Annotated in this window: 23 protein-coding genes; 6 read left to right on the top strand and 17 right to left on the bottom strand. The window is 45.7% G+C overall.

The features are described from left to right. Positions 1–60: 60 nt before the first annotated feature. The 7 genes from MKY23_RS09265 to MKY23_RS09235 form a co-directional block, all read right to left on the bottom strand. Complete coding sequence (locus MKY23_RS09265) at positions 61–1,461, bottom strand: sugar ABC transporter substrate-binding protein (RefSeq protein WP_336122239.1); 1,401 nt, start codon at positions 1,459–1,461, stop codon at positions 61–63. A 129-nt stretch (positions 1,462–1,590) separates the two neighbouring features. Beyond that, positions 1,591–3,198 (bottom strand): response regulator, encoded by a 1,608-nt coding sequence (locus MKY23_RS09260; RefSeq protein ID WP_336122238.1) that lies wholly within the window; start codon positions 3,196–3,198, stop codon positions 1,591–1,593. Positions 3,199–3,212: 14 nt separating this feature from the next. Beyond that, positions 3,213–4,958: a sensor histidine kinase gene (locus MKY23_RS09255; RefSeq protein ID WP_336122237.1), complete on the bottom strand. Its 1,746-nt coding sequence runs from the start codon at positions 4,956–4,958 to the stop codon at positions 3,213–3,215. 116 nt (positions 4,959–5,074) lie between these two features. Continuing rightward, entirely contained in the window at positions 5,075–5,956 is an 882-nt protein-coding gene (locus MKY23_RS09250; RefSeq protein ID WP_090920169.1) for a carbohydrate ABC transporter permease, read from the bottom strand. A gap of 22 nt (positions 5,957–5,978) precedes the next feature. After that, positions 5,979–6,869 carry a sugar ABC transporter permease gene (locus MKY23_RS09245; RefSeq protein ID WP_090920165.1) on the bottom strand — a complete coding sequence of 297 codons (891 nt, stop codon included), beginning with the start codon at positions 6,867–6,869 and terminating at the stop codon, positions 5,979–5,981. Between the two features lie 286 nt (positions 6,870–7,155). Beyond that, the gene (locus MKY23_RS09240) at positions 7,156–7,842 is read right to left on the bottom strand and encodes an HAD hydrolase-like protein (RefSeq protein WP_154886764.1); all 687 of its coding nucleotides are present in this window, start codon (positions 7,840–7,842) and stop codon (positions 7,156–7,158) included. Positions 7,843–7,871: 29 nt separating this feature from the next. Continuing rightward, positions 7,872–8,852 carry a Gfo/Idh/MocA family oxidoreductase gene (locus MKY23_RS09235; protein ID WP_154958194.1) on the bottom strand — a complete coding sequence of 327 codons (981 nt, stop codon included), beginning with the start codon at positions 8,850–8,852 and terminating at the stop codon, positions 7,872–7,874. 283 nt (positions 8,853–9,135) lie between these two features. On the opposite strand from MKY23_RS09235, the gene MKY23_RS09230 reads away from it, so the two are divergent. The 4 genes from MKY23_RS09230 (at position 9,136) to MKY23_RS09215 (ending at position 12,745) form a co-directional block, all read left to right on the top strand. After that, entirely contained in the window at positions 9,136–10,773 is a 1,638-nt protein-coding gene (locus MKY23_RS09230; RefSeq protein ID WP_221786448.1) for a thiamine pyrophosphate-binding protein, read from the top strand. A gap of 12 nt (positions 10,774–10,785) precedes the next feature. After that, positions 10,786–11,154: a carboxymuconolactone decarboxylase family protein gene (locus tag MKY23_RS09225; RefSeq protein WP_339837428.1), complete on the top strand. Its 369-nt coding sequence runs from the start codon at positions 10,786–10,788 to the stop codon at positions 11,152–11,154. A gap of 194 nt (positions 11,155–11,348) precedes the next feature. Next, positions 11,349–11,690 carry a hypothetical protein gene (locus MKY23_RS09220; protein WP_154886770.1) on the top strand — a complete coding sequence of 114 codons (342 nt, stop codon included), beginning with the start codon at positions 11,349–11,351 and terminating at the stop codon, positions 11,688–11,690. Positions 11,691–11,752: 62 nt separating this feature from the next. Then, positions 11,753–12,745 carry a 3-oxoacyl-[acyl-carrier-protein] synthase III C-terminal domain-containing protein gene (locus MKY23_RS09215; RefSeq protein WP_339837423.1) on the top strand — a complete coding sequence of 331 codons (993 nt, stop codon included), beginning with the start codon at positions 11,753–11,755 and terminating at the stop codon, positions 12,743–12,745. 373 nt (positions 12,746–13,118) lie between these two features. On the opposite strand, the gene MKY23_RS09210 is transcribed toward MKY23_RS09215, so the two are convergent. The 7 genes from MKY23_RS09210 to MKY23_RS09180 form a co-directional block, all read right to left on the bottom strand. Next, positions 13,119–13,688 (bottom strand): manganese catalase family protein, encoded by a 570-nt coding sequence (locus tag MKY23_RS09210; RefSeq protein WP_090920145.1) that lies wholly within the window; start codon positions 13,686–13,688, stop codon positions 13,119–13,121. Positions 13,689–13,710: 22 nt separating this feature from the next. Next, positions 13,711–13,986 carry a spore coat protein CotJB gene (locus MKY23_RS09205; protein WP_090920142.1) on the bottom strand — a complete coding sequence of 92 codons (276 nt, stop codon included), beginning with the start codon at positions 13,984–13,986 and terminating at the stop codon, positions 13,711–13,713. Next, entirely contained in the window at positions 13,958–14,248 is a 291-nt protein-coding gene (locus MKY23_RS09200) for a spore coat associated protein CotJA (RefSeq protein WP_090920510.1), read from the bottom strand. Before MKY23_RS09200 ends, MKY23_RS09205 begins: the two co-directional genes overlap by 29 nt. A gap of 279 nt (positions 14,249–14,527) precedes the next feature. Then, a complete protein-coding gene (locus tag MKY23_RS09195) occupies positions 14,528–15,874 on the bottom strand; it encodes a hemolysin family protein (RefSeq protein ID WP_154983041.1) in 1,347 nt (448 codons plus the stop codon). Between the two features lie 46 nt (positions 15,875–15,920). After that, positions 15,921–17,057: a radical SAM/CxCxxxxC motif protein YfkAB gene (yfkAB, locus tag MKY23_RS09190; RefSeq protein ID WP_339837419.1), complete on the bottom strand. Its 1,137-nt coding sequence runs from the start codon at positions 17,055–17,057 to the stop codon at positions 15,921–15,923. A gap of 224 nt (positions 17,058–17,281) precedes the next feature. Beyond that, positions 17,282–18,379, bottom strand: a complete 1,098-nt coding sequence (locus MKY23_RS09185; protein ID WP_339837416.1) for an HD-GYP domain-containing protein — start codon at positions 18,377–18,379, stop codon at positions 17,282–17,284. 114 nt (positions 18,380–18,493) lie between these two features. Further along, entirely contained in the window at positions 18,494–19,924 is a 1,431-nt protein-coding gene (locus MKY23_RS09180; RefSeq protein WP_339837413.1) for a bifunctional UDP-sugar hydrolase/5'-nucleotidase, read from the bottom strand. 119 nt (positions 19,925–20,043) lie between these two features. Here MKY23_RS09180 and MKY23_RS09175 point away from each other — a divergent pair, with 119 nt between their 5' ends. Both MKY23_RS09175 and MKY23_RS09170 read left to right on the top strand, forming a co-directional pair. Next, entirely contained in the window at positions 20,044–20,793 is a 750-nt protein-coding gene (locus MKY23_RS09175) for a molybdenum cofactor biosynthesis protein MoaE (RefSeq protein WP_154958201.1), read from the top strand. Positions 20,794–20,909: 116 nt separating this feature from the next. Then, on the top strand, positions 20,910–21,956 hold the full coding sequence (locus tag MKY23_RS09170; protein WP_090920120.1) for an HD-GYP domain-containing protein: 1,047 nt from the start codon (positions 20,910–20,912) through the stop codon (positions 21,954–21,956). A gap of 83 nt (positions 21,957–22,039) precedes the next feature. Here the strand turns inward: MKY23_RS09170 and MKY23_RS09165 are convergent, their stop codons facing one another. The 3 genes from MKY23_RS09165 to sufB form a co-directional block, all read right to left on the bottom strand. Further along, positions 22,040–22,180 (bottom strand): hypothetical protein, encoded by a 141-nt coding sequence (locus MKY23_RS09165; protein WP_167375722.1) that lies wholly within the window; start codon positions 22,178–22,180, stop codon positions 22,040–22,042. Between the two features lie 182 nt (positions 22,181–22,362). Continuing rightward, on the bottom strand, positions 22,363–23,073 hold the full coding sequence (locus MKY23_RS09160) for a M23 family metallopeptidase (protein ID WP_339837407.1): 711 nt from the start codon (positions 23,071–23,073) through the stop codon (positions 22,363–22,365). Between the two features lie 157 nt (positions 23,074–23,230). After that, a complete protein-coding gene (gene sufB, locus MKY23_RS09155; RefSeq protein WP_090920114.1) occupies positions 23,231–24,628 on the bottom strand; it encodes a Fe-S cluster assembly protein SufB in 1,398 nt (465 codons plus the stop codon). Positions 24,629–24,640 lie beyond the last annotated feature (12 nt).

Here is a 24,640-nt window from a genome sequence, read left to right as displayed (position 1 = left end):
GAAAATTTCAGTAAAGTGAAGCGACCGAAGTATGAATACGACGGCCGCCATGTTTAGATTTTACTCTTCTTTGGACAGTTTACCTTGAAGCTTGGATGAATCAAACGATGGATCTGCCGCAATTTTAGTCAGGCCAGCCGCTTTGCTTTTCTCAAGTGCTGCATTATACCGTGTATTCAGATCCTTGATCACGCCATCCAGATCACCACCAGTGAATACGTAAGCGGAGAAAGCTTCAGCCCATTTCATGCCTTCCAGCGAGCTCTCTGTAATCACACTTGGATTGGCAGGGAAGATCGCGTCATACTTCTTAGGTAAGAAACCTTCGATACCTGGAATGCTAGGTTTTTTATCGGAGCTGAGTACGGCAGGAATCAGAGAGATACCGTAACCTTTTTCATAATACTCGCTTTGCAGATCCGTGCTGTATACGTACTCCATGAACTTCCATGCTGCTTCTTTGTTCTTTGAGTCCGCATTGATACCGATATAGGAACCACCAATAACTTGCGAAGCCCCTTTAATCGTACCATCATCTGTTGGCACAGGAGCAGCACCCCAATTTTCTTTGGTCGGGAATTGATCTTTGTAGACACCTGGCTCACCGGAGTGATTGATGTACATCCCGATTTTGCCTTGTGCAAATTGTGCTCTCAGTGGGTCAATATCCAAGCTTTCCACACCCGGAAGCATGCTGCCATCTTGATTCATCTGACGAAGAGCCTCGGCAATCGACTTGTACATGTTGAAGTCAAACTGACCTGTCTTGTAGTTAAAGCCGTCGATACCTTCGTTCGTACTTGCACCGGCAATGGTGTTCGCCGCTCTCCAGAAACCGCTACCACTTTTGAATGGGCTGGCGAAGCCATAGATGCCTTCACTTTTACCTGTTTCAGTAATTTTCTTTGCGTCTGCTACCATTTCAGCAATGGTTTTAGGCGGAGAAGCAATGCCTGCTTTTTGGAAAATATCTTTATTGTACACCAGTCTCCAGATCTGGCCTGTATTCGGAAGGGTATATACTTTTCCATCAATCGTATTTTTATTTTCGATCAGGCTGTCCTTGAACGTTGCCTTCATGGCATCGCTCATATATCCGTCGATTGGAGCAAGGTACCCCTTTTGATAGTACGTTTGGAAATCGTCAATTTGAAACACATCAGGAGCTTGTTTACTCGCAAAAGCGATATCAACGGCCTGCGGATAATTATCACCCATGACGGTCATTTCTACTTCAATGTTGTCTTTGTTGGTCTGGTTGAACTGCTCAATCTTGGATTTCATAAAATCAGCATCGTGTCGATCCGGAGTCCAATAGACCACTTTCGTTTTGCCACTACTCTGTTCTCCGCCGCCAGCTGCGGCTCCGCTGCCTGTTGTCGTTCCACTGTCTGTCGAACAACCAGCTACCGTTAATGCAAGCACAGCACTTAGTGTAGTCATCATCCACTTTTTAACCATTGAAATGCCCCCTTATGCTTGTCTGGACAACCTGTTTGGTTCCCCGTTAACGTAATGATAAACGTTCCACTTATGTCGAAGTGAGGGACATTCTGACTATGCAAGGTGGGAAAAATGACGATCTCTGTCTTAGCCGTTCTCATACATCTGCCGAAAATGTGTAGGGGTCATGCCACAATACTTTTTGAAAAGGCCACTGAAATACGGTCTGTCCTCATACCCCAGCATCTGGCATATTTCCTGTACCTGTACACCCGCAACCAGCAGTTCCTTCGCCTTTTCCATTCTTAACTTCGTAATATATTGAATAAGCGTCATGCCCGTTTCCTTCTTGAACGCATTCGCAAAATAACTTGGACTTAAGTGGACCGACTGTGCACACGTCTGCAATGTGAGATTTTCGGACAGATTCATGCTGATAAACTCTTGGGATTTGCTAATCGCCTGTTTGACATCCGTAAGCCTTTTCTTATCCATGATCTCGCATCCCATACTGCTGAAATGCTTGATGTAGGCTCCCCAGCCGTCAAACGTCAACGAGCGCATCGCTTCAAGCACGGTCAAGTCCGCTTCCAGACGAAGCCGTTCTTCTTCTGTGATCTCATCACAGAACGCACGGTAGATCGCAAATGCGAGTCCTGACAACAGACGGATCATCGTCAGTGGTTCGGGAAAACCTTTGGCGTTCTGCCAGACTTCCAAAATATCATCGATAATTCGGTGACAAGAACTTTCATTGCCACATTTCAATGCGTAAAATAGCTCCTTTTCCTTTTCCAAAGGATAGACGGGAGCAACCACATCCTGATTCTCCAGTTCTGCATACTGGAAGATGCAGTTTCCTTCACTGTAAAAACGATAAGATATCGCCTTGTCCGCATTGGCATAAGATATCCAGATTTCTTGTGGTCTGCGAGCGATCGTTCCGACTCCAATGGATATAGTCTTTTTGCTATATTGCTCCACATTGTGGCGGCATTGCTCCATAAGATCGGATAAATTAATCTGTTCGGATGTATTAAATATAGCGGCCAGGCGGTAACGATTTTCACGCAGTACAACACTTCTCGTATACCGATTCAATGTCTCGCTGACGATATTCTGAACCGCAAATGGAACGATCTCTGCATCCAGGTGCATCGTCGATCCATAGCGTGTATAGCCATCAACTTCAATGACCATAACGTTGAGGTTGGAGGAATCCAGCTCAATATCAAGCTCGTCCCATCGGCTTTCATTCAGAAATCCGCCAATCTCATGCCGAAGCAGACCTAGAAGATAACTGTGACGTTCGTACTCACTGCTGCTAACCGCTTTCTGTTTCAGCTTTTGAAGTTGCTGCGACTTCGCTTGTTCACTCTCAATAACCTGTCTCACTTTTAGCACCGCACCCAAAATCTCCTCAGGCGTAAACGGTTTGAGCAGATAATCGAAGGCTCCGAGCTTAATCGCTTCCTGGGCGTATTGAAAATCGGAGTATCCGCTAATAAAAATAAACTTGGAGCGCAGTCCAGCATCCATTGCCCGCTTCATGAGTTCGAGTCCGCTGAGCCGAGGCATTTTGATATCCGTAATGACAATGTCCGGCTGCTGTTCAGTCAGAAGCGACCAGCCTTGCTCTCCATTGTTCGCTGTGCCAACAATCCGCACCTCATGATCCTCCCACGGAATGGTGGAAACGATGCCCTTGACCACAGCCTGAATATCATCCATAACACACATCGTCAGTTGCTCCATACGTACGCTCCCTCCTAGCTAATCGGAATGGTGATGACTACCGTAGTCCCCACGTTTATTTCACTACGGAACACAAGCGAAGCTTGCTCACCATACTGTAGGTTTAATCGATCAACCAGATTGGATATAGCATATCCTTTCCGGTTCCCCTCTACTGCTTCTTCCGCATTCATTTTCGCTACATCCATGCCGCATCCATTGTCCTTGACCTCCAAACGGAGTGTATCTTCAAGACGATGAATCCGGATCAGAATGCGTCCTAAATCTTCCTTATCATTAAAACCATGCAGGATCGAATTTTCCACCAGAGGCTGAAGCAAAATTTTTAGAATTTCGATTCCTTTGCAAGATTCCTCTGCCTCAATCCGGTATTCAAACAAGTCTTCGTAACATTGCTGCTGTAACTGCATATACTGCTCGACGTGTTTGATCTCTTGCTCTACGGTGGTCATGTCTTTTCCATCATTTAACCCGAGTCTGAACAGCAGAGAAAGAGAGACAATCATGGCGCTGACATCCTTCTTCTCCCCACTCTCGCTTTTCCAGAACATCGTATTTAACGTATTGTATAGAAAATGAGGATCAACCTGAGCTTGAAGCGCCTTCACTTCCAGCCGCCGCTTGTCCTGTTCCGTTGCTCGCACCTCTTCAAACAAAACCTGAATCTGATCGAGCATCCGATTAAATCGATGTCCTACGGCACTGACCTCATCGTCATATTTGCTGCGAAAGCGTACGTCCAAGTCGTTGTACTCCACCTCGACCATGAGCCGCCGCAATTTGTTCAGCGGTTTCAGCAGCGCAGAGGATAACAGGTCGGACAACGCGAGCGCCAGTAGGATGCAGAACAGCATAATCAGGATGACCAGCCAGCGAATCTTCTTCAGTGGAGATAATAAATCGGCCTTGGACTGAACACTGACCATAACCCAGTCCTCATTCATCGATAGAGCCGAGTAATTCACCAACATATCTTGTCCCTGTCCGTTGGTATACGTGAAATCACCTGACCCGCGATCTAATCGTTGTGCAAATCCAGGCTCTGTTACCAGATCAAAAGTGCCTGCTCCCGGACGAATGACCTCACTTCCATTTTTATGAAGTAAAAACAATTGTACCTGACTGTTCATCAGATCCTGATTTAAAATATCTCGCATGGCTGCTTCCCTCATGTTAACGACCATGTATACCTCCGAAAAGGTATGGTTATCGATCACAATCGGTTTAAGCAACAGTGACAGCACATTACCCCGGGATTGGAATAATTCGCTGGGATGTGAACCAAACCACATCGTATTCCAGCCGGGCCGTTTGACAACTTCTCCATATTCCTTGTCAAACGCATTGCTTTGATTCGGGAAGTCTTTTGTCGAGAAAAAATTGCCGATCGGTGTCTTCAAATATGCGGTATCAATCAGCGGCTCTACCAGCTTCAACTGGGCAAATGTGGTCTGAAGCAGAGAGAGATTCTGATAATAACGCCCATCATTGTGATTGCGCACATCCTTCATCACCTGTGTGAACGTGTCACTCAGCATGAACGAATAAGATGAAACGACGATATGACGCAGATGCTCGTCCATGACCTGTACGGACTTGTTTAGAATGCTCTTCTTTAATTCAAGCGCGTTCCGCTCTATACTTTTGGCAGCGAAGAGATAAGAGAAAATGCCCGTCACACTGATACACAAAACAACGAGGAAAATGTAGATAAGCTGTATCCGTTTTTTCAGAGACATTTTGTAGAAAGTTGACTTCATAGGCGGTCGCTCCTTGAACAAGGGCTGGCCCTGTCCGCTGTAATTAAAAAGAGTATAGCACAGCGGAATCTGCACGGAATACCGTTCCCCGAAATCTCTTCCTCAGCTTTACCGCCCTAACCTTTGACAGCCCCCAGCGTAACTTGCATGAATGATTTATTCGCAAAAATGTATACAACGAGCAGTGGCAAAATCGACAGACAAGCTCCAGCCATCATTAATTGCACCTCAGCTGCAGCCCCGATGCCGTAGCGAAGGTTCGCCAGACCAACCGGCAAGGTTTGCAACTTGGGATTGCTCATCGTGAATACGAACGGAAGAATATATTCATTCCATGAATTCTGGAAAACACCTAGTCCCGCAACAGCCAGACCCGGACGCAAGAGTGGCAAAATAATCCGCCAGTAGGTGGTAAAGAAGTTACAGCCATCAATCATCGCAGCCTCATCCAATTCACGGGGGATACTCTTGAAGAACCCAACGAGAATAAAATAGGTTGCTGCATGGGCACTGATTAATATGATGATGACACCCCACAGCGAATTATTCAGACCCAGCTTGACCATGAGATCAAACTGTGGTCTAAGTACCACAGCACCGATCGAAATAAACAGTGTGGATGCCATGAGCAGCGTATACGCTTTTTTACCTTTAAAATTCACCCGATCCACCGCATAAGCAGCCATGGACGATACCAGCAGTGTTCCTACCGTTGTGGCAATACTTACAAAAATGCTGTTAATCGTAAATCCGGAAAAATTAGCCGTCTTCCAAGCCTGGCTGTAATTCGTGAACTGCCATATCTTCGGCCAGATTGTTGCTCCTCCGGTAAGTTCCTGGTTGGTTTTGAACGATCCTAGTAACACGAGGATGATCGGGAACAGGGACAAGATCGCAATGATCAGCAAAAATATAAAGAGGATGGTTCGCTTCGTCCAGCGAGTCCAGCGGAATGAACTTGAATTCGAAGATGCAGGTGCAAGCACGGTTTGAGTCATCATCGTTCCCTCCTAATCATGATTAGTAGACATCATTAAGCTTTTTGGAAATCTGGAAGTAAATGAGCGTCACTGCCCCTACAATAAGAGCTGTTGTGAATCCAACTGCACTTCCGTAACCAAGCTGTTGCAAAGATTGTGTGTCCGCCGAAACAGGGAACAACAGTTTGAACAGGTACAGATACATAACCTCTGTTTTGCCATAAGGCCCACCCTCGGTTAAGACCATAATGCTTTCGTACCCCTTAAGTGCTGTCGTGATCGCTAGCATAATGATCATCTGCATTACTGGTCCGAGTAGCGGAATCGTTACATTGCGTAATTTTTGGAATTCGCTTGCTCCATCCAGTGATGCTGCCTCATACAACTCCTCCGGAATGCTTTGCAGACCCGCAATGAACAACAACATATAGTTTCCGACAGCACCCCAGATCGCAATAATGATCGTTGTCAGCATCGCATGATTCGCATCCAGCCAACCAATTGGCGAGGATATGATGTGATACTTCATCAGCAGCTGATTCAGAATGCCGTTATATGAATTGAAAATGATGAAAAAAACAATCGCCATGACAGATGCACTAAAAATGGTTGGAAGATAGAAAACCGCTCTGAACAAAGAGCGGCCACGCCACTTGCGATTCAGGATAATCGCCAGAATCAGAGATAGCGGAATGGTGATGACGAGTTTACCAAGTGCATATATCCCCGTATTTTTTACCGAATCCCAGAACTGTCCATCACGAATAATCCGTGCAAAGTTCTCAAGTCCGATGAAGATCGGCTTCCCGATGCCCTGATAATCATAGAACATGTAGCGCAGAGCCCATAACAACGGATAGATTCCGAATACCAGTGTGAGAAAGAGACTTGGGATGATGAAGATGTAGGCGTTCAGTTTGGATGGTTTCATCAGAATCAGACCCCCTATAGCTTTTGAATGAAAGTATAGAGGGATTTACATCATATGCGGGATAGGGAAATCAACTTTCTACAGGGGAGAATGTGACTGCGTGCGAAAACGCAAAAAACCTGCATAGGCGCAAAAAGCCCCATACAGGTGTGTGATAAAAAGCTGTAAATCGTTGATAAAGCTGTTGCTCATGTGCTGTTTATTGATAACCAGACATACCCTGCGGAAGCCAGGTAGCTTTGAGTTTGTCAGGGGGTGTTACCATGATCATGCAGTGTTAAAACACTTATTCTGCTTCTTCATATAGACGGAGCAAATCAGTGAAATCTGAGATCAGTGCATCGGAACCGGCAAGTTCTTCATCCCTGCCGAATCCGGCATAAGCACAGCCGATAACGGTCTGGTTATTCATTTTGCCCGCTTCGACGTCCGAAGAACGATCACCTACCATCCAGGCATCCTGAATCCGATGTTTCTGCAGCAAAATCTGTACCAAGTTAATTTTGGAAGGTGTCTTGTACTGACCTGCACTATATACCCCTTCAAATAGCGGCATGATCTCGTGTGCGAACGCAACCCCCTTGACATAATCCTCAAGCCCATTGCTGGCAACAAACAGACGAATGCCTTGGGCTTTCAGTGCTGTCAATGTTTCTTTGACACCGGGATACAGTTTGGAGTCGCCTCCATCGAGTCCTTCGATCTCAAGTTGCAACAATAATTCATCGGCACGACGATGAGCTGCTTCGGATGCTTCAGGCATAACAACTTTCCAGATATCTTCAAGCAACATGCCCAGACTTCCGAGCATCCGCTCTTCCGGCGGGGTTTCTCCTTCAAAATGCCCCTCTGCACGCAACGTATCAAATAACTGATGATACGCTGGCAAAAGCAAGGTCTCTGTCTGAAACAACGTGCCATCCATATCAAAAATCATCGCTTCCGGTTTACGTAAACCCGATATATTGGTCATATGCAAAATTCCTTTCGGAGTGAAATTGGTTAATTTGTAGATGAATTACTGTTCCGAAGTGCTTCAAGCACCTGTTGCGCCTCGTACCCATCGTGGAACGTATAAATCCTGCCCGGTTTCTCCTGAATACGGGCAATGACATGTTTCAACACAGGCAGTTCGCTGGAAGATTCCAGCACTTCCACGGGGGACAACGGCTGTCCGATCTTGCCACTCATCAATTCCTCCCAATTTTCCAGCGCAATGGTGCCCTCGGTGCCATATACAACCATGGACACACGCTCCTCGCCAGCAAAATGAGAAATCCCCTGCAGATGAACCCTGGTTCCACCCTGTACTTCAAGTACAGCCTGCACTTCCTGTTCACAAGCATCAGGTTGATCGGCAGGATAAGTTACTTGAGCATTCAGTACACGTAGACGCCCGAATACATTCTGGATCATATGAATCCAGTGAATGCCAACTTCGAGGATAAAACCTCCCTGATCCCGGCTTGTGATCCATTCATTCTGCTGCCATGAGCGCGGCCACTGCGGGAACTGCAGAATCAGGTCAATTTTGCGAATGTCACCCACTGCCTGTTGTTTAACCATCTCTTGCAACTTCAACACAGCTGACTCATGCGGCATCGAAAAATGAACGGCGTGAACCACACCAGCTTGCTCAGCAGCTTCGACCATTTTGCGCGCTTCTTCTAAACTGTTAGCGAGCGGCTTTTCACAGAACACATGAATTCGACGGTCCAGAGCGTCCATAACCACCGGATAATGATATTTCGGCGGTACAGCAATGTAGACGAGGTCAATCTGCTGTTCATCCAGTAGCTGTTTATAATCACGATATGTTTTCACCGATGGACGGGTTGCTGCAAATTCCTGCAAGCTTTGCTCATTCGCATCACAGACCGCAGTAATCTCAACGGAGATATCCATTTGAGTATTTTCCGCTTGATGAATCATATGTAAACCCATCTTACCCAGGCCGATTACAGCCATTTTCAATGATGTCATTGCATTCCCTCCAATTCAATTTCAGTATAGCAGAAATCGTGGATTAGAACCGTTGATCATGCATTGCGTTATCCCGATATCGCTTCATCGCGTCAATATGTATAGGTAAATAGCCTCGGGTCATTGGAATCAGGAAAAGGATTGACAAAAAACCACAAAAAAAGATACCATTTCTAGTACCAAGTAATTCTTCTTCTTACAACCTTAGACAAATACCAACATGCACAATTGGATAAGCCGCCTGGTTCTTAAAACCTACTACTTTGAAACGAGGTGTCCACGCGTGAGAACTGTTGCGGACTACTTAGCAGAAACGCTACGCAATCTGGGTGTCACTCATGTATTTGGTATTATCGGAAAATCCATCTGTCCCGCTCTTCTGAAAATGGTAGATTACGGTTTGGAATTTATCCCAGGTCGTCACGAAGCCAGTTCAGGCTTTGCCGCATCGGGTTATGCATTGCAGACAGGCCGTTTGGGCGTAGCCTTCGCCACCTCTGGCCCTGGAGGAACTAATCTGCTCACCGCAGCGGCCCATGCCAAAGCGAATAATCTTCCCGTTTTATTTCTTACCGGCCATCAATCTATTCAGGAACTGGGCATCCCCCAGTGTCAGGACTCCTCTTCGTATTTGGCTGATCTGGCCGAAATGTTCAGACCTGCCACACTATTCAGCAAACTGGTCGAACGTGGAGATCACTTCGGAACCATCTTGAATCATGCCCTTTCTATTGCACTTGGCCCAAACAAAGGTCCTGTCCATCTCTGCCTGCCTTTTGACGTACAAACGGAGCAACTTCCAATATGTCGTATTGTTATTCCAGAACCTGAGCCATTGCTCAGCATCTCAAGTTTGAATCGAATCCTGCCTTTACTGCATCAAGCAGAACGCCCATTAATCATTGCAGGTAAAGGTGTAACTCGTGCCGGGGCGCATGAGGAACTAAAGCAATTAGCCGAAACATTTAATATTCCAGTCGTGACAACTCCTGGGGGAAAAGGAGCGATAACATGGGATCACCCCTTATATCATGGCCCCTGTGGTGTTGGCGGATTCCCAAACGGGGACGAGATGTTGAATCAAAGTGATCTGTATATTGTCCTCGGCTCCAGACTGAGTGATATGACGCTCTGTAATCTCAAGCCGCATAATCATCCGGCACAGCTGATTCAAATCGATACCGATCCAACTTTCGTAGGCAAAATCCTTCAATCTCAGACCTTACATATAACAGGGGATATCAAAGACAATCTGCAATATCTGCTCAGCACCTTGCCATCTTCTCTTACGTCTGCTTCTACAGGTACCTTCGAGTCCTTTGAATATCAAACTCCATTACCAGATCTGCCGCATCTGTCACTTGCTGCCGTACTCGATCAGATGAGCGAACTGCTTCCCTATGACCACAAACTGTTTGTTGATGATGGAAGCCACGGCTTTCATGCCGTCCAGCGTTACAAAGTGAAGAAACCCGGCAGTTTCATATTTGATGCCTACTTTGCCTGCATGGGGAATGCCATCGGCATGGCTATTGGTGCCAAAGCGGCTTCACCTGAAGAAACGGTTGTATGTATCACCGGAGATGGATGTTTTATGATGCTGGGCACAGAAATCAATACAGCCGTATGCAAGGATCTTCCTGTTATTTTTATCGTTGTCAACAACAAACAGCTGGATATGGCCTTGAAAGGCATGGAAAAAACGACGGGACGCATCGATGGCACACTTTTCGAGGTTCCCATGGATGCAGTCAAGTTTGCCGAGTCTCTTGGAGCTAAGGCTTTCCGTGCAGAAACGTTACCGCAGTTCTCAAGCGCACTGGAAGCCGCTTTGGAATTAAATCAAGTTGCTGTCATCGAGCTGTTGACCGACCGGGACGAGATCCCACCAACGGCTCATCGGGTTGTCAATCTAGATTAGGAGGTACGAGTCATGAGTGACCAAGTGACCCAAGGGTTAGATCGTTTTGCCAAGCTTTCCGGGGAATATGGTGCGAAGGCACTTGCTCCGATTAAGGAGCATTTTCCCGAACTGTCCGAATTTATAATGGGAACGGCATATGGTGATATTTTTCAGCGGACAACCATTACAGATCAGTGGAAAGAAGTCGCCATTATTTCGTCATTAATTACACAGGGACAATTCGAACAGCTTGGTGTGCATTATGCCATGGCCTTAAGTGTGGGTATTGCCGTTGATGAACTTAAGGGAGTATTGCTTCATCTGGCACCGTGTGTCGGTGCTCCACGTATTATCAGTGCATTTAATGTATTGCTTGCCACGCTTGAGGAAATCCAGTAATTCAACGTTCTACATTTTTATACATTATTCGACCTTTTTATTGATCTTTTTACATTATTACCTTTATAATATGGGTAAATTATCCTTCCAGCCTTACAACCTGGTCCCGCTCACTTTAGGGGCTATTGGACTGCTCCAGTCATTCCATAGAGGATAGCTTTCACTCATTTTTTACAAAGGAGAGAGAACGCGCAATGGGAAAGTTTAATCTACAAACGGATGCTTCAAACAAGGTGTTGCACATTGAATTGGAAGGTTCTTTTTCTCAAGAGGATGGTCTTCGTTCGATCTCGGCTTATCAGGATACGATATCCGCCATCAACACCAAGGAGTTTAACCTGGATATTGACTGCAAAAAGTTGAATGTTACTGCCCCCGAGATTGTACCTCTTCTGGAGGGATGCCTGGCCATGTTTAAAAAGGACGAATACAAAAAGGTGGTGTTAACCTTGGAGAACAATGCCATTCTGAAAATGCAGCTTGCCAGACTTGGTCGGACGGTAGGGCTGGACAATCTCGAAATTATTTCGGCGTAGCTCCCTGATTTGTATGATGCTTTAATGACAGCTCTGCCTTTCCACTTAAGAGGAGGATGACGATGGCTGGAATTCGTATTGTAGATATCGATATATATCACCCTGAAACCAAGGTGCACAATGATTTTTACATTGAACATTTTGATGCCAGAGGGGTCGATATTCGTGGTTTGTTAAAAGCACTCGGGCGTGAGTCACGTTACAAAATTGATCAGGAGGACGAAAACTCACTGACCATGGCCTTCGAGGCCACCCGAAAGCTACTCGCTAAAACCGGATTAACCGGACAAGATATCGACTTGATTGCGTATGCAAGCCAAACACCGGAATATATTTTTCCTACGAATTCCTTAATGATTCATCATCTGATTAGCGGAGCAGCCCACACCATCTGTATTGATAGCAATGCCAACTGTGCAGGCATGACCGCAGCTTTTGAACAGGTCAGTCGGCAGATGCTTGGTAATCCAAGAATCAAGCGTGCGCTGATCATCGGCTCAGACTATGTTGCTCCTCATGCCAGTCCGGATGATCCGGTTTATTTTGCGAATTTCGGAGATGCGGCCGCAGCCGTAATTGTAGAACGGGATGAACATGCCGTTGGGTTTATCGATTCAATCTACCAGACGGATACCTGTGTATATCAAAATTCTCTCTTTCCAGCCGAAGGACTCGCGAAGCTCGGAAGCACGGGTGTTGATGCAGGAGCTTTTCATGTGAAATTCACACCGTTTGACGATTCAATCTGTGTCGATGCAGCTTCAGAGTCCATTCGTACGTTGCTGACACGGAATGAAATCAAGCCGGATGAGATTAAAGCCGCCTGTTTCTCTCAGCTGTCCATTGCTAACATTCGTGCAGTGTCCGAAAACATCGGCATTGCTGATGACATTGCTGTATATATTGGCGACGAATTTGGTTACACCTCGACAAGCAGCCCGTTTATAGCCATGCATCGAGCCATTAGCTCCGGAGAGCTGCAGCGCGGTGACAAAGTGTTGTTCTGGACCGTTGGAGCCGGGTGGCAAAATGTTGCCATGGTCGTGGAATACTAAGGGCAAAAGCACTTCTACAAACTTATATGTTCAATCTGCAGGACGACCTTGAGGAACAACTCTTCATTCATCGTCCTTTTTTTGATCTTATTTTTTCAATCTATATAAGTTCAACTAAAAATTTTACACAGTCCACTCCGATAACAGAAGAACCTTCCATTCGCTGTTATCCCCAGATTTTTTTGAATTCCCTTTTCCAAAGGGAAAAATCCGGTGATAAAGGCGAACGCTTCGCTTTTCCAGGTTTTTTCTGTCCTCTCCGTTAACGTGTAAAAGAACAGTTCAACTTATATCATTGTACCTAAACATAAAAAGCAGCCCACTTGGACTGCCTTTTATCTCTTTCGTTACATATTTGCCGCTTGGCTCATCGTCAAAATATTTTCTTCGTTTCCCGGTCATCCTTCAGAATTTCAACGGCCTCCCGGAACCGCAGTGAGTGCACAATCTCGCGTTCTCGCAAAAATTTCAGACTGTCCTGCAAATCCACGTCATCCGTTAAATCAATTAACCATTGATATGTAGCCCGAGCTTTCTCTTCGGCTGCGATATCTTCGTACAAATCCGCGATCGGATCACCCTTCGCTTGAATATAGGTGGCGGTAAAGGGTACTCCAGCAGCGTTATTGTAAAAGAGTGCTCTGTCATGTGCCGCATAATGGGCATCCAACCCGGCCAGCTCCAATTGCTCAATCGTGGCATCCTTGGTGAGTTTGTAAATCATCGTTGCAATCATCTCCAAGTGAGAAAATTCCTCCGTCGCAATGTCGTTCAGTAGACCGATAATTTTGTCAGGAATCGTATAACGTTGATTCAGGTATCGCAGGGCTGCCGCCAGTTCTCCGTCTGCACCGCCATATTGTTCCATCAACAGCTTTGCCATATGAGGATCACATTTACTCACCCGAACTGGATATTGCAATTTTTTTTCATATACCCACATGCACAGGACGCCTCCTTCGATTTTATACTTGCCAAGGCCAAGGTGTCTGGGACCACTCCCACGGATATTTGGAAAAGGCATGACCAAAATTCGTCAGCGGACCGTATAACTGCTGAAATTCATGTGCAACGCGCATCCGTTCCTGGCTGAACTTGTTATACTGTTCGATGCTTTGAAAATCTCCCGGATGTGTATCCAAATACAAATTCAGCTCAACCAGAACAAAATCCAGTGCCTGTAGTTCCTCCAGCAGTTCGTAATATTTGGCGTCACAGGCTTTCGGCTGTTCCTTCTCCATCGTTCACCACCGCCCTTTCCTTCGTTTTCTTCGAGGTATACGGGCTGTACAGCGCCGGCCACAATGTGCCGAGCCTTAAAGCCTCAGCCGGACTGTATTGCGGCCACCCCATAGGCTGAAAAGGAATAAATAATTGCGGTGGAACCAGATACGTACGAATACCTAGAGGTTTACACGGATCAAATGGACCCACAAAAGGAACATAAGCCCGAACCTGAGGATCTTTCAGAGGATCTTTCAATCGAAACGCCTCCTTTATCATGCAATCACATGCATTCTGCATTCTGGGCATTACTTCACAAGGCATACAGTACATCCCCATCATTTCCTGTCCTTATAACCATATGTCGAGATGATCAAGATAATCCCTTTTTACAGAAACTATAAGAAGGATTTTGCCATTGCAGAGCAAGCTCACTTATTCCCGACATGCAAAAAAAGACCTTTGAAAGGTGTCATAACACCAGCTCAAAGGTCTTACTTAAAAATCTTGTTTATCCGCTATTGTTCACATCGATTATCATCCGGAGACAATAGAAGATCACTGCTCATCTTCCGAGATTTCATCTTGTTCTTTTACTTGCTTGTACACTTTGACCCGGTTAATTCGTAGACGTGTAGACTCTTCGACTTCAAAAACATAGCCGTTCCGTTCACGTGTTCTCCCCTTAGCCGGACTGCCTTCCAATTCTTTGAAGAGCCAACCGCCAATGGTATCTACCTCTTCATCCTCAATGATTGCTCCGGTCCATTCATGAACTTCCTCAATCAACGAACGTCCGTCAATCGAGAAAGCCTCACCGATTCGTTCCATATGTGGCCGCTCATCCTCGAATTCATCATACAGATCCCCAACGATTTCTTCCAAAATCTCTTCAGCTGTCAGCAAGCCTGCAGTCCCCCCATATTCATCGACAACGAGCGTCATCTGGGAGTGCTTTTTCTGCATTAAACGTAACACATGGCTAATCTCCATCGACTCGGGAACGTTCAGAATCGGACGCACCATTGAAGCCAGATCCTGTTGTTGCTCCGGTTCTGCCAGAAGCAAGTCCGTAATATGAATAAATCCGATAATCTCGTCCTTATCTTCTACGGCAACCGGATAGCGGGAGTGCTTCGTTGCATTGATGATCTTTAGATTTTCCTCTAGTGGCAGGTGGGTATACAAACAATCCATATCTGTGCGAGGCAGCATGACCTCCCTCGCCAACATATCGGAGAAATCAAAGATATTATCCATCAGCTTGATCTCATCCTTGTCGATGACCCCGCTTTTGGCACTCTGTTTCATCAGGATGCGAAGCTCATCTTCGGAATGGGCCTCACTTTCACTCGCGGGTTCAATACCAGCCAAACGTAATAATGCATTCGCTGATGCGTTAAGAACCCAGATGAACGGAAAGAAAATTTTATAAAATAATAGTAACGGTGCCGATAAAAGCAACGCCACTCCATCTGTTTTTTGAATCGCCAGCGATTTTGGGGCCAGCTCACCAAGTACAATGTGCAGAAACGTAATGATACAGAATCCGATAATAACAGATACCGTTGTAATCAGACCTGTATCGGAAACGCCAAGCTTAAACATCAGCGGTTCCACAAGCAGTTTGGAGATCGCAGGTTCCCCCAACCATCCCAGTCCGAGAGATGTCAGTGTAATCCCGAACTGCGTAGCCGACAGATAGGCATCCAGTTTACCGTTCACCTTCAGGGCGTAACCAGCCAGACGGTTTCCCTCACTCTGCAATTGTGTCAGGCGTGTCTGTCTTACTTTGACGAGAGAGAACTCTGCTGCGACAAATACACCATTCAAAAATACGAGCAAAAAAACACAGACCAGATTAAATACCAGCTGTCCAAAGTGAAATTCGGTATGAATGCCCAAGATGTAACTCCCCTTCTCTGTCTATTTCAGGAATGCACCTGGAATATTAACGTAAAATAGCTTTTCTAGATTTGAAGTCCACGCCTTTATAATACATATCGGCCACAAGAAGATTTGGCCCGCAACACGATGCAGCATCACAATGGCAATTTACGGTCTGATTGAGCGGATGCTCAGCAGACCATTCATGGAATACATCATCCAGCTTCCGATCATGGATATTGCCGAATGCAGGGATATCGGCAAAATCAGTCACGTACACGTTGCCAGTAAACATGTTGACGTTAACACGGTTGCGTCCGTCCGGATCATTACGAACCGTTACATTCGGTTCGCTGTACAAGCGATTAATAAGTTCACGATCCTGCTCAGCTGCACTGCATGCAAAGAACGGTAGTGTTCCGAAAAGCATCCACATGTCTTTGTCACGGACATCAAGCAAGCGATGAATGGCATTCCTCATGTGATCCAGTGATAATACTGGAAGAGAGGACGCAAAGTTAGAGTTGTACATCGGATGTACTTCGTGCCGTACACAACCCATTTCCCGAATCAATTGGTGAATGCCGTCCAGCTTATCATGCGTCCGATAATTAATCATCGACTCAGCGGAAATAAACATTCCGGCCTCACTTAGCTTGCGGGAGTTTTCCATCATCTTTTCATACATTTTCACGGCGACTTCACGTTTTACCGACCTACCGCTGTTGGCAAATCCCACCTGATGGAAATCATCTGCATTCAAATAATTGAAGGAGATGTGCATCACATCCAGATACGGGAGAAGTTTTTCATAACGGCTGATATCCAGTGTCAGATTAGAATTGATCTGGGAGCGAATTCCGCGTTCCTTCGCATATTTAAGCAGAGGAATGATCATCTCATCCACCGTCTTTTGGCTAAAGCTGGGTTCACCACCTGTCAAACTGATAGTCTGCAGATGCTCCACCTCATCAAGTCGTTTCAACATTAGTGAGAGTGGCAGTGCTGGTGCCTCTTGCATCGTAAGCATATCCCCTACGGCACAATGCTCACATCGCATATTGCACAGATGTGTCACTGTCATTTCTACACTGGTCAGCACATGCCGGCCATATGCACGCAGAGAGCCAATCGGATCCCACGGATCATTCGTTGGCGATAATGGCATCGGTTGTACCGATCCTGAGTTTAGCATGGTCATTGTTCTTCACCTTATTCCTTTTATTAACCTAAAAAGTTTTATTTACATCATATCCGAGATTACTTTTTTGGGAGTTATCTTTTATCATAGCACAATTATGAATCTTCCTGCACAGCCAAACCCTGACCATTACATGACAAAAAACGCTCATGAATCATCGGAAATTAGTCTAGCTTCACTTTCCCGATATGACCACCTGAGCGCCTGCTCTATACTTCGTTAGCTTAACTATTCAGCTGTTCATGCTTCATAAGTGTAGCAGAATCTTCCGCACCCTCGACCCCTGTAATCATGACTGATAACTTCGTAGCAAGATTTATTTCGTAGGGTGCAGTAAGGACCTGTCCTTCTGCATCCTTGATTACACGAATCAATGGCCGTTGTGGCACGCGGGGTTGAATTGCAGCGACAACGCCAACTTCTCCAGTGCTCAGTTTTACAGATATACCTACGGGATAGATCGCTACACAATCCCTAAACTTTTCAAGCATCCACTGTTCATAAAGCGTTCCAGAACCTGTATACAGTACCTCTACGGCTTGATGCGGCAATAAAGCTTGACGATAGACCCGATTGGTCGTCATGGCATCATACGAATCGGCAAGAGCAATCCACTTCGCATATTCATGGATTTCATTGCCTTTCAAACCAAAAGGGTAGCCACTGCCATCAATTCGCTCATGATGCTGCAGTGCACAGTGTGCTGCGAGCAGAGGGATGCCGGGTTCATCCTTGAGAATGCGGTGTCCATACGTGGTATGCTGTTGAATAATCTTGTATTCCTCATCACTCAGACGTGAAGGTTTATGTAAAATATCGGAGGGAATCTGCGTTTTCCCAATATCATGGAGCAGAGCACCTAGACCAATCTCCATAAGTTGCTGACGTGTATAACCTGATGCCACACCGAGAACAAGAGTATACACACAAACATTCAGTGAATGAGTATACAGGTCAAAATCGCTGGAGTTCATGTCCATTAACATGATCATCGCTTCCTTTTGACCACCAATGTCCTCAAGAATGCTGTTCATTACCCCACTAAGCGCTTTACCAAAATGTGTGATCTGGTTTTTACTTTTGAAACCGGACATATGTTGAAATTGCTGTTTGATCTCCACAAGTGCTCTTCGCTTGGTCTCTTCCTGTAACATATCGGGCACGATAATGTCTTCTGTCGCAGCATCCTGAATATATACATATCCAATCCCAAGATCTTTCAACCGTCCGATTAAACGACTCGTCAGTTCTACATCCTCACTGAGTAAAACCAGACCTTCCTCACTAAAAATTCGTTTCCCCAGCTTCATGCCAGGCTGCAATAAGTTTATATGTACTAAACGCACAGCCTATCCTCTCCCGCTCCATAGATGTAATGAACACTAGCCGCCGCATCAGCAGAAGGCAGTCCCGTTCTAGCTTCTAGCTTCTGGCTTTTAGCTTGATAACCAGCGGTTACGCAGGCTCTCCTCCAGCGCCCCTGGTCGTTTTAATTCTTCTTCCAGCAAATCCCGTATAAATTCCGGAAGGTGATATTGTATATTGCTTCCTTGAGCCAAAGAAGGATATCCCACATTAAACGTAAACATATCAAGCGTTCCAACCACATATTCACGCTTCCCATCCATAGGTATACCGTTCACATAAATGGATTGGATCTTATCATATGCTTGCGCACTAGGGTCGTAAAGAACCTCTATTCCATCTACACATAACGTCCCGAGAATACGTCCCCGAAAGCCAAATCCCACGATGGGTTTAGAGAAGAATTCCTCCAACAGTGACTGTTCAAGCGCTTCACGAATCTGATCACCATTCAAACATATTGTACAAGCATTTATTGGAGATGGACATAGGGAATGTAACATTCCTTTCGTAATGTCGCCTTGTGGCAGGTTTCCGAGTAACTGGCCCGCATTCACAAGTGATATTTCCGCTTTTGTAAAGTGCCGTACAGCTTGTGCAAGCAAGATAGCAAAAGGAGATTCCCGCTCGTAATAAACGGGCAAGGTTCGATCCGTGATCACGGCCGTCTGATCCAGCAATCGTTCAGCTTCCTTACTATTCGTAGCAATTGCCAGAGACACCTGCTCTTCCAGCATGTTACTGTGTACTGGCACACAACCGCTGCTCACCAGTTGCACAGGCTCTGCTTGGCCTGCTCTTTCCAGCACAACTCTACCGAGCCATTGTCCGAATTTACCTGCCGCTCCCAGCACGGTATTGCCAATCAGCAAGGGTTCCTCCAGCACATGATGGGTGTGTCCGCCCAGGACAACATCAATGCCCTCAACCTGTTCCGCCAGTCTTTTGTCCGTTGAAAGACCCAGATGAGATAAAACAACGATCACGTCCACTTGCTCACGCAGTACCTCAACCTGATCTCTTAAAGTTTCTACAGGGTCCGTCACTTGCCAGCCTAACAGTTCATAGAAGGTGTTAAACGGGGCTGTTGCTCCTAGCAGACCAATGCGAAATGGTCCTTTTTCGACAATAATCCAAGGTTTCATCCAGGCTGGAGGACGCCCTGTATCCTGTTCTACCACATTGCCGCACACAATCGGACATAGGAGTCCCGTATAGGACTGAGCGAGTTGGTCTGGCGTAAAGGTTAGCCCCTCATTATTTCCAATCGTAATGGCATCATAACCTGTCAGATTGAGCACATCTACGTTGGCCATTCCGAGTGTGCCTTCCGTTTCAACAGCCATTCGATCCATATGGTCTCCAATATCGAGGACAAGCAGATGTCCACCTTGGGCACGTTCTTCATTGATCATAGCAGCGATCGCACTCATAGAGCCGAAATGACTGTGTATATCATTGGTGTGCAGAATGGTTAATGTTTGCTTCTCGCTGCTGCGCATTACACTGCCTCCCCTGCCGTTCATTAAACGTACATTCTTCTAATGGATAAGCATAACATTTTCTACGTCGTTATGATATATTTATAGGGTTTAGAGATCAAAAAGGAGAGATTCATTCCATGAAATTGACAATTCAACTATTTGCAGGTATTGCAGAACGTTTAAATACATCCCAACTTGAATTTGAGTATGATGGTGATACGCCTACAGCTGCTATGCTTAAAGAACAATTGAGCCAGGCTTATCCTGAGGCTGCCACACAGATTCGTTCATCATTTTTAGCAGTTAACCAGAGATACGCTCCTGCCGATACATTACTTAAGACGGATGATGAATTGGCTTTGATCCCTCCTGTATCTGGAGGTGACGGTTCGACGAACCAAGATGAGGATCACCCTTATACACAAGAGCATCGCACTGAAGACGGCCTGTTTCTGATTACCAATGCGCCCTTGTCCGTGGAGGCAACGACCGACATGGTCATTACGGCTAATCATGGCGCTGCGTTAACTTTTGTAGGCACGACACGGGAAATGACTGGTGAACAGCGTACGGTTCATCTGGAATACGAGGCATACGTCCCCATGGCGCTGTCCCACATGGCTGCGATCGGCAAGGAGATAGCAGAACGCTGGCCAGGTGTACTTTGTGCGATAAGTCATCGAATCGGCAAAGTTGACGTTGCCGAAATCAGTGTCGTTATCGCGGTATCCTCGCCTCATCGCAGCGATTGTTATGATGCAAGCCGTTACGCTATTGAAAGACTGAAGCAAACCGTACCAATCTGGAAAAAAGAAATTTGGGAAGACGGATCAGAATGGAAAGGCCATCAACTAGGACCCTGGAACCCCATGGACGAGAAAAAATGAGTCTATTCGCTGTTTACAGAGGCGCATAAACAGTAAATAAGTCGTTGTCAACCCATTTTTTTCTTGTTATTATAATGATATGTGTCGATATTAGTCGAGGAAAAGGTGGTTTATACGTGAGAGTGCATGTTACAGATCTTAAACCCGGCGACCTGCTAAAAAATGATATCTACAATACTTCAGGTCTCCACATGCTGATGAAAGGTTCCGTTCTCAGCGAAGATGATATATCTAAGCTGCTGCAGCATGGAATTGATTTCGCAGATGTAGAACAATCATCCGACCTTCACTCTAATGAACAAAACTTGCCTTCCGATCAGACCCGTCTGTTAACCAATCTGTTTAACGACACGATCAAAGGCACAGAATCTCTGTTCGAACAAGCCATAGAAAAAGGCTTTATTGATGAATCACAGGTTGACGAAATATTAGGCACCTTAACGGGACAGCTTGAAAAACAAAAGGATGTTGTCTCCCTGTTACTTATGCTGGATGGAGACATTGACTACACCTACAATCATTCCTTACAGGTTGGCATGCTCGCCTTTTATATTGCTGGGTGGATGGGTTATAGCCCGGATGAATGTATTACGGTAGCCAAGGCAGGATATCTTCATGATATTGGCAAGTCCAAGATTCCTTCTGAAATCTTACATAAACCAGGCAAACTAACGACAGAAGAATTCGCAGAAATGAAAAAACATACCTTTTATGGTTACGATATTATCAAAGCTTCAACAGAGGACGAAATCATCGCCATGGTTGCTCTTCAACATCATGAGCGTGAGGATGGCAGTGGTTATCCGCATGGTTTGCGAGGAGATGAGATTCATCCTTATGCTCGTATAACTGCTGTAGCCGACGTTTACAGCGCTATGACAACAAATCGGGTGTATCAGACCAAACAGGAGCTAATTTCTGTTCTATGCGAGCTATACAGCCTCAGTTTTGGTCAGTTAAATGGTGAAGCCACCCAAGAGCTGATCAAACATATGCTTCCGAATTTTATTGGTAAAAAAGTACTTCTCACAACAGGACAAACTGGTGTCATTGTAATGAACAATCCAGCTGACTACTTCCGCCCACTCGTTCAGACCTCTACGGCCTTTATCGATTTAGCGAAAGAAAGAGATATTGCCATTGTTGAGATTTACGTCCAATAAATACGCGTGAAGAGAAAAGAGGGATCAAAGGAAGCTCGAATGAGCTTCCTTTGATCCCTCTTGCTTATATTCGGTCGATGGAGTTACACACAGAATGCTTTTGTGATGATAACCAACAGGATGAACAGTACCAAGATCGCGCCAACCGAAGTACATGGATTGTATCCACCTACACCGCCTACACCACCAACGTTGCCTTTACAGCCGTAACCTACTTCGCTCATGTGATTGCCTCCTCTTTATCAGGTATACCCTAACATATGACGCTTCCCTGCCAGAGGAACTGGGCTAAACGGCATTCTTCGCAATTTGGTTCATAGCCCATAAGATATGAGTGGTATGCCCTTATACTGGCCATCGCTCCTATAATGGCCTTCGCTCTAATACCAACCTTGCTCTTCAAGTTTCAATCCTCTTTTGGCACCAGTATTCCCGTTTCCTTCCGATACATGATCACAAGTATTCTCCAAAAGTCATAACTTCCTGTGTCATCCTGAATATAGGGACGATAATAAGCCAGTGCCTCCTGCGCCCAGTCAGGGCAACTCATGTTGGATAATCGCTTTTGTTCTTGAATCCAGCTTCCTTGAAGCTCTAATTGCTTCTGCATAAGCGTGAACAACTGCTTTTCCTGACTTGTCATTGGCGGACCCTCCTCCTGAGAGATCGTTCCGTATTCGTTTAACAAATACGCCGTTGGTTCCACAACACCATCTTCACTTGCAGTATACCCGTACGAGGGCGAGCTTGTTTTTCGAATCTCATAATGCACATGGGGCCCCGTGCTCTGTCCAGTACTGCCTTGGTAACCGATTAGTTGTCCTTTCCTCACTCGCTGACCAACCTTAACGGCAATTCGAGAGAGATGGCCGTAACAATGCAAGTATCCACGATGATCCTCCAGCGCCACAGTAAGCCCGTAACCGCCAAAACCGGAGCCTGTGCGTCCTTCCGTTGCAAAACGTACCGTTCCTTCAAGAAAAGCAGATACAGGCCCATTCCAAGGCTCGGTGACCAGGTCTACCCCTCGATGAAAGGTCTGGCCTCCATGTGTAGGATGAATTCGATAGCCGAATGAACTAGTAATCCGATACCCTTCGAAAGGGTTTGCATTCATAGACTCACATCCTTTTTCTACCATTAAATGCTTAACTCTATGAATTGGCCTGTGCTATTAGTCTTATTTTTACATGTTCAATCAAAAAGATTACTCTCTTTATGGCATAAGAAAAAAGACGAACCATGACGGTTCGTCTTTTTTCAGTACATATGTCTTAACCGATGGAACCTTCCATCTCGAACTTGATGAGACGATTCATCTCAACCGCATACTCCATTGGCAATTCTTTCGTGAACGGCTCAATGAAGCCCATGATGATCATCTGTGTAGCTTCAGCTTCAGTCAGACCACGGCTCATCAGGTAGAAGAGTTGATCTTCGGACACTTTGGAAACCGTTGCTTCATGCTCCAGCATGATGTTATCATTCATGATTTCGTTGTAAGGAATTGTATCCGATGTGGACTCATTATCGAGAATGAGGGTATCACATTTGATGTTGGATTTCGCGCCCTCAGCTTGGCGTCCAAAGGAAGCCAGACCACGGTACGTTACTTTACCACCATGTTTACTAATCGATTTGGATACAATCGTTGAAGTTGTATCCGGAGCCAAGTGAATCATTTTCGCGCCTGCATCCTGGTGCTGGTTTTTGCCTGCAACAGCGATGGACAGAACGGAACCTTTAGCTCCACGGCCTTTCAGTACAACTGCAGGATATTTCATCGTCAGTTTGGAACCGATGTTACCATCGACCCATTCCATCGTTGCGTTCTCTTCAGCAACCGCACGTTTGGTAACGAGGTTGTAGATGTTTGGTGCCCAGTTTTGGATCGTTGTGTAACGAACGCGGGCATTTTTCTTACAGATGATCTCAACTACCGCACTGTGCAGGGAATTTGTGCTGTAAATTGGAGCAGTACAGCCCTCTACATAGTGAACGAAGCTGTCTTCGTCTGCAATGATCAATGTACGCTCGAATTGGCCCATATTTTCGGAGTTAATCCGGAAATATGCTTGCAGAGGCACTTCACATTTTACGCCTTTTGGTACGTAGATGAAGCTCCCTCCGGACCATACCGCACTGTTCAGCGCAGCAAATTTGTTATCTGCTGGCGGAATAACAGTAGCAAAATATTCACGCAGAATTTCCGGGTGCTCTCTCAGAGCCGTATCGGTATCCATGAAGATTACGCCTTGGTCTTCCAGTTCCTTCTGCATATTGTGGTATACAACCTCGGACTCATACTGAGCCGATACTCCAGCAAGGAACTTTTGCTCCGCTTCTGGAATACCCAGTTTATCAAATGTTTCTTTGATTTCGGAAGGAACTTCTTCCCATGTTTTTCCTTGCTTTTCCGAAGGACGAACATAGTATTGAATATCATTGAAATCCAGTCCATCCAGATCGCCGCCCCATTTAGGCATTGCCATCTTCTCAAACTGTTTCAAGGATTTCAAACGGAATTCCAGCATCCACTCCGGTTCGTTTTTGATTTTAGAAATTTCCGTTACAACTTCCGCTGTCAGACCTTTGCCGGTTTGAAAGATGGATTTATGCTCATCGCGAAAACCATATTTATACTCTTCCATTTCTGGTGCTTTTTTAGCCATCTTGCTCGACCT

Origin of the sequence: Paenibacillus sp. FSL R7-0272, assembly GCF_037969905.1 — a bacterium.
Lineage (GTDB): Bacteria > Bacillota > Bacilli > Paenibacillales > Paenibacillaceae > Paenibacillus > Paenibacillus polysaccharolyticus.
Note: the sequence above shows the minus strand (reverse complement) of the source record. Positions and strands in the feature narration are given on the sequence as shown.

Bases quoted from the DNA above. Each gene is read 5' to 3' on its own strand.
- MKY23_RS09210 (WP_090920145.1), bottom strand. From the start codon at position 13,688: ATGTGGGTATATGAAAAAAAATTGCAATATCCAGTTCGGGTGAGTAAA.
- sufB (WP_090920114.1), bottom strand. From the start codon at position 24,628: ATGGCTAAAAAAGCACCAGAAATGGAAGAGTATAAATATGGTTTTCGC.
- yfkAB (WP_339837419.1), bottom strand. From the start codon at position 17,057: ATGACCATGCTAAACTCAGGATCGGTACAACCGATGCCATTATCGCCA.
- MKY23_RS09200 (WP_090920510.1), bottom strand. From the start codon at position 14,248: ATGATAAAGGAGGCGTTTCGATTGAAAGATCCTCTGAAAGATCCTCAG.
- MKY23_RS09205 (WP_090920142.1), bottom strand. From the start codon at position 13,986: ATGGAGAAGGAACAGCCGAAAGCCTGTGACGCCAAATATTACGAACTG.
- MKY23_RS09160 (WP_339837407.1), bottom strand. From the start codon at position 23,073: ATGAATGCAAACCCTTTCGAAGGGTATCGGATTACTAGTTCATTCGGC.
- MKY23_RS09255 (WP_336122237.1), bottom strand. From the start codon at position 4,958: ATGAAGTCAACTTTCTACAAAATGTCTCTGAAAAAACGGATACAGCTT.
- MKY23_RS09220 (WP_154886770.1), top strand. From the start codon at position 11,349: ATGGGAAAGTTTAATCTACAAACGGATGCTTCAAACAAGGTGTTGCAC.
- MKY23_RS09245 (WP_090920165.1), bottom strand. From the start codon at position 6,869: ATGAAACCATCCAAACTGAACGCCTACATCTTCATCATCCCAAGTCTC.
- MKY23_RS09165 (WP_167375722.1), bottom strand. From the start codon at position 22,180: ATGAGCGAAGTAGGTTACGGCTGTAAAGGCAACGTTGGTGGTGTAGGC.
- MKY23_RS09175 (WP_154958201.1), top strand. From the start codon at position 20,044: ATGAAATTGACAATTCAACTATTTGCAGGTATTGCAGAACGTTTAAAT.
- MKY23_RS09240 (WP_154886764.1), bottom strand. From the start codon at position 7,842: ATGACCAATATATCGGGTTTACGTAAACCGGAAGCGATGATTTTTGAT.
- MKY23_RS09260 (WP_336122238.1), bottom strand. From the start codon at position 3,198: ATGGAGCAACTGACGATGTGTGTTATGGATGATATTCAGGCTGTGGTC.
- MKY23_RS09225 (WP_339837428.1), top strand. From the start codon at position 10,786: ATGAGTGACCAAGTGACCCAAGGGTTAGATCGTTTTGCCAAGCTTTCC.
- MKY23_RS09265 (WP_336122239.1), bottom strand. From the start codon at position 1,461: ATGGTTAAAAAGTGGATGATGACTACACTAAGTGCTGTGCTTGCATTA.
- MKY23_RS09235 (WP_154958194.1), bottom strand. From the start codon at position 8,852: ATGACATCATTGAAAATGGCTGTAATCGGCCTGGGTAAGATGGGTTTA.
- MKY23_RS09215 (WP_339837423.1), top strand. From the start codon at position 11,753: ATGGCTGGAATTCGTATTGTAGATATCGATATATATCACCCTGAAACC.
- MKY23_RS09180 (WP_339837413.1), bottom strand. From the start codon at position 19,924: ATGCGCAGCAGCGAGAAGCAAACATTAACCATTCTGCACACCAATGAT.
- MKY23_RS09250 (WP_090920169.1), bottom strand. From the start codon at position 5,956: ATGACTCAAACCGTGCTTGCACCTGCATCTTCGAATTCAAGTTCATTC.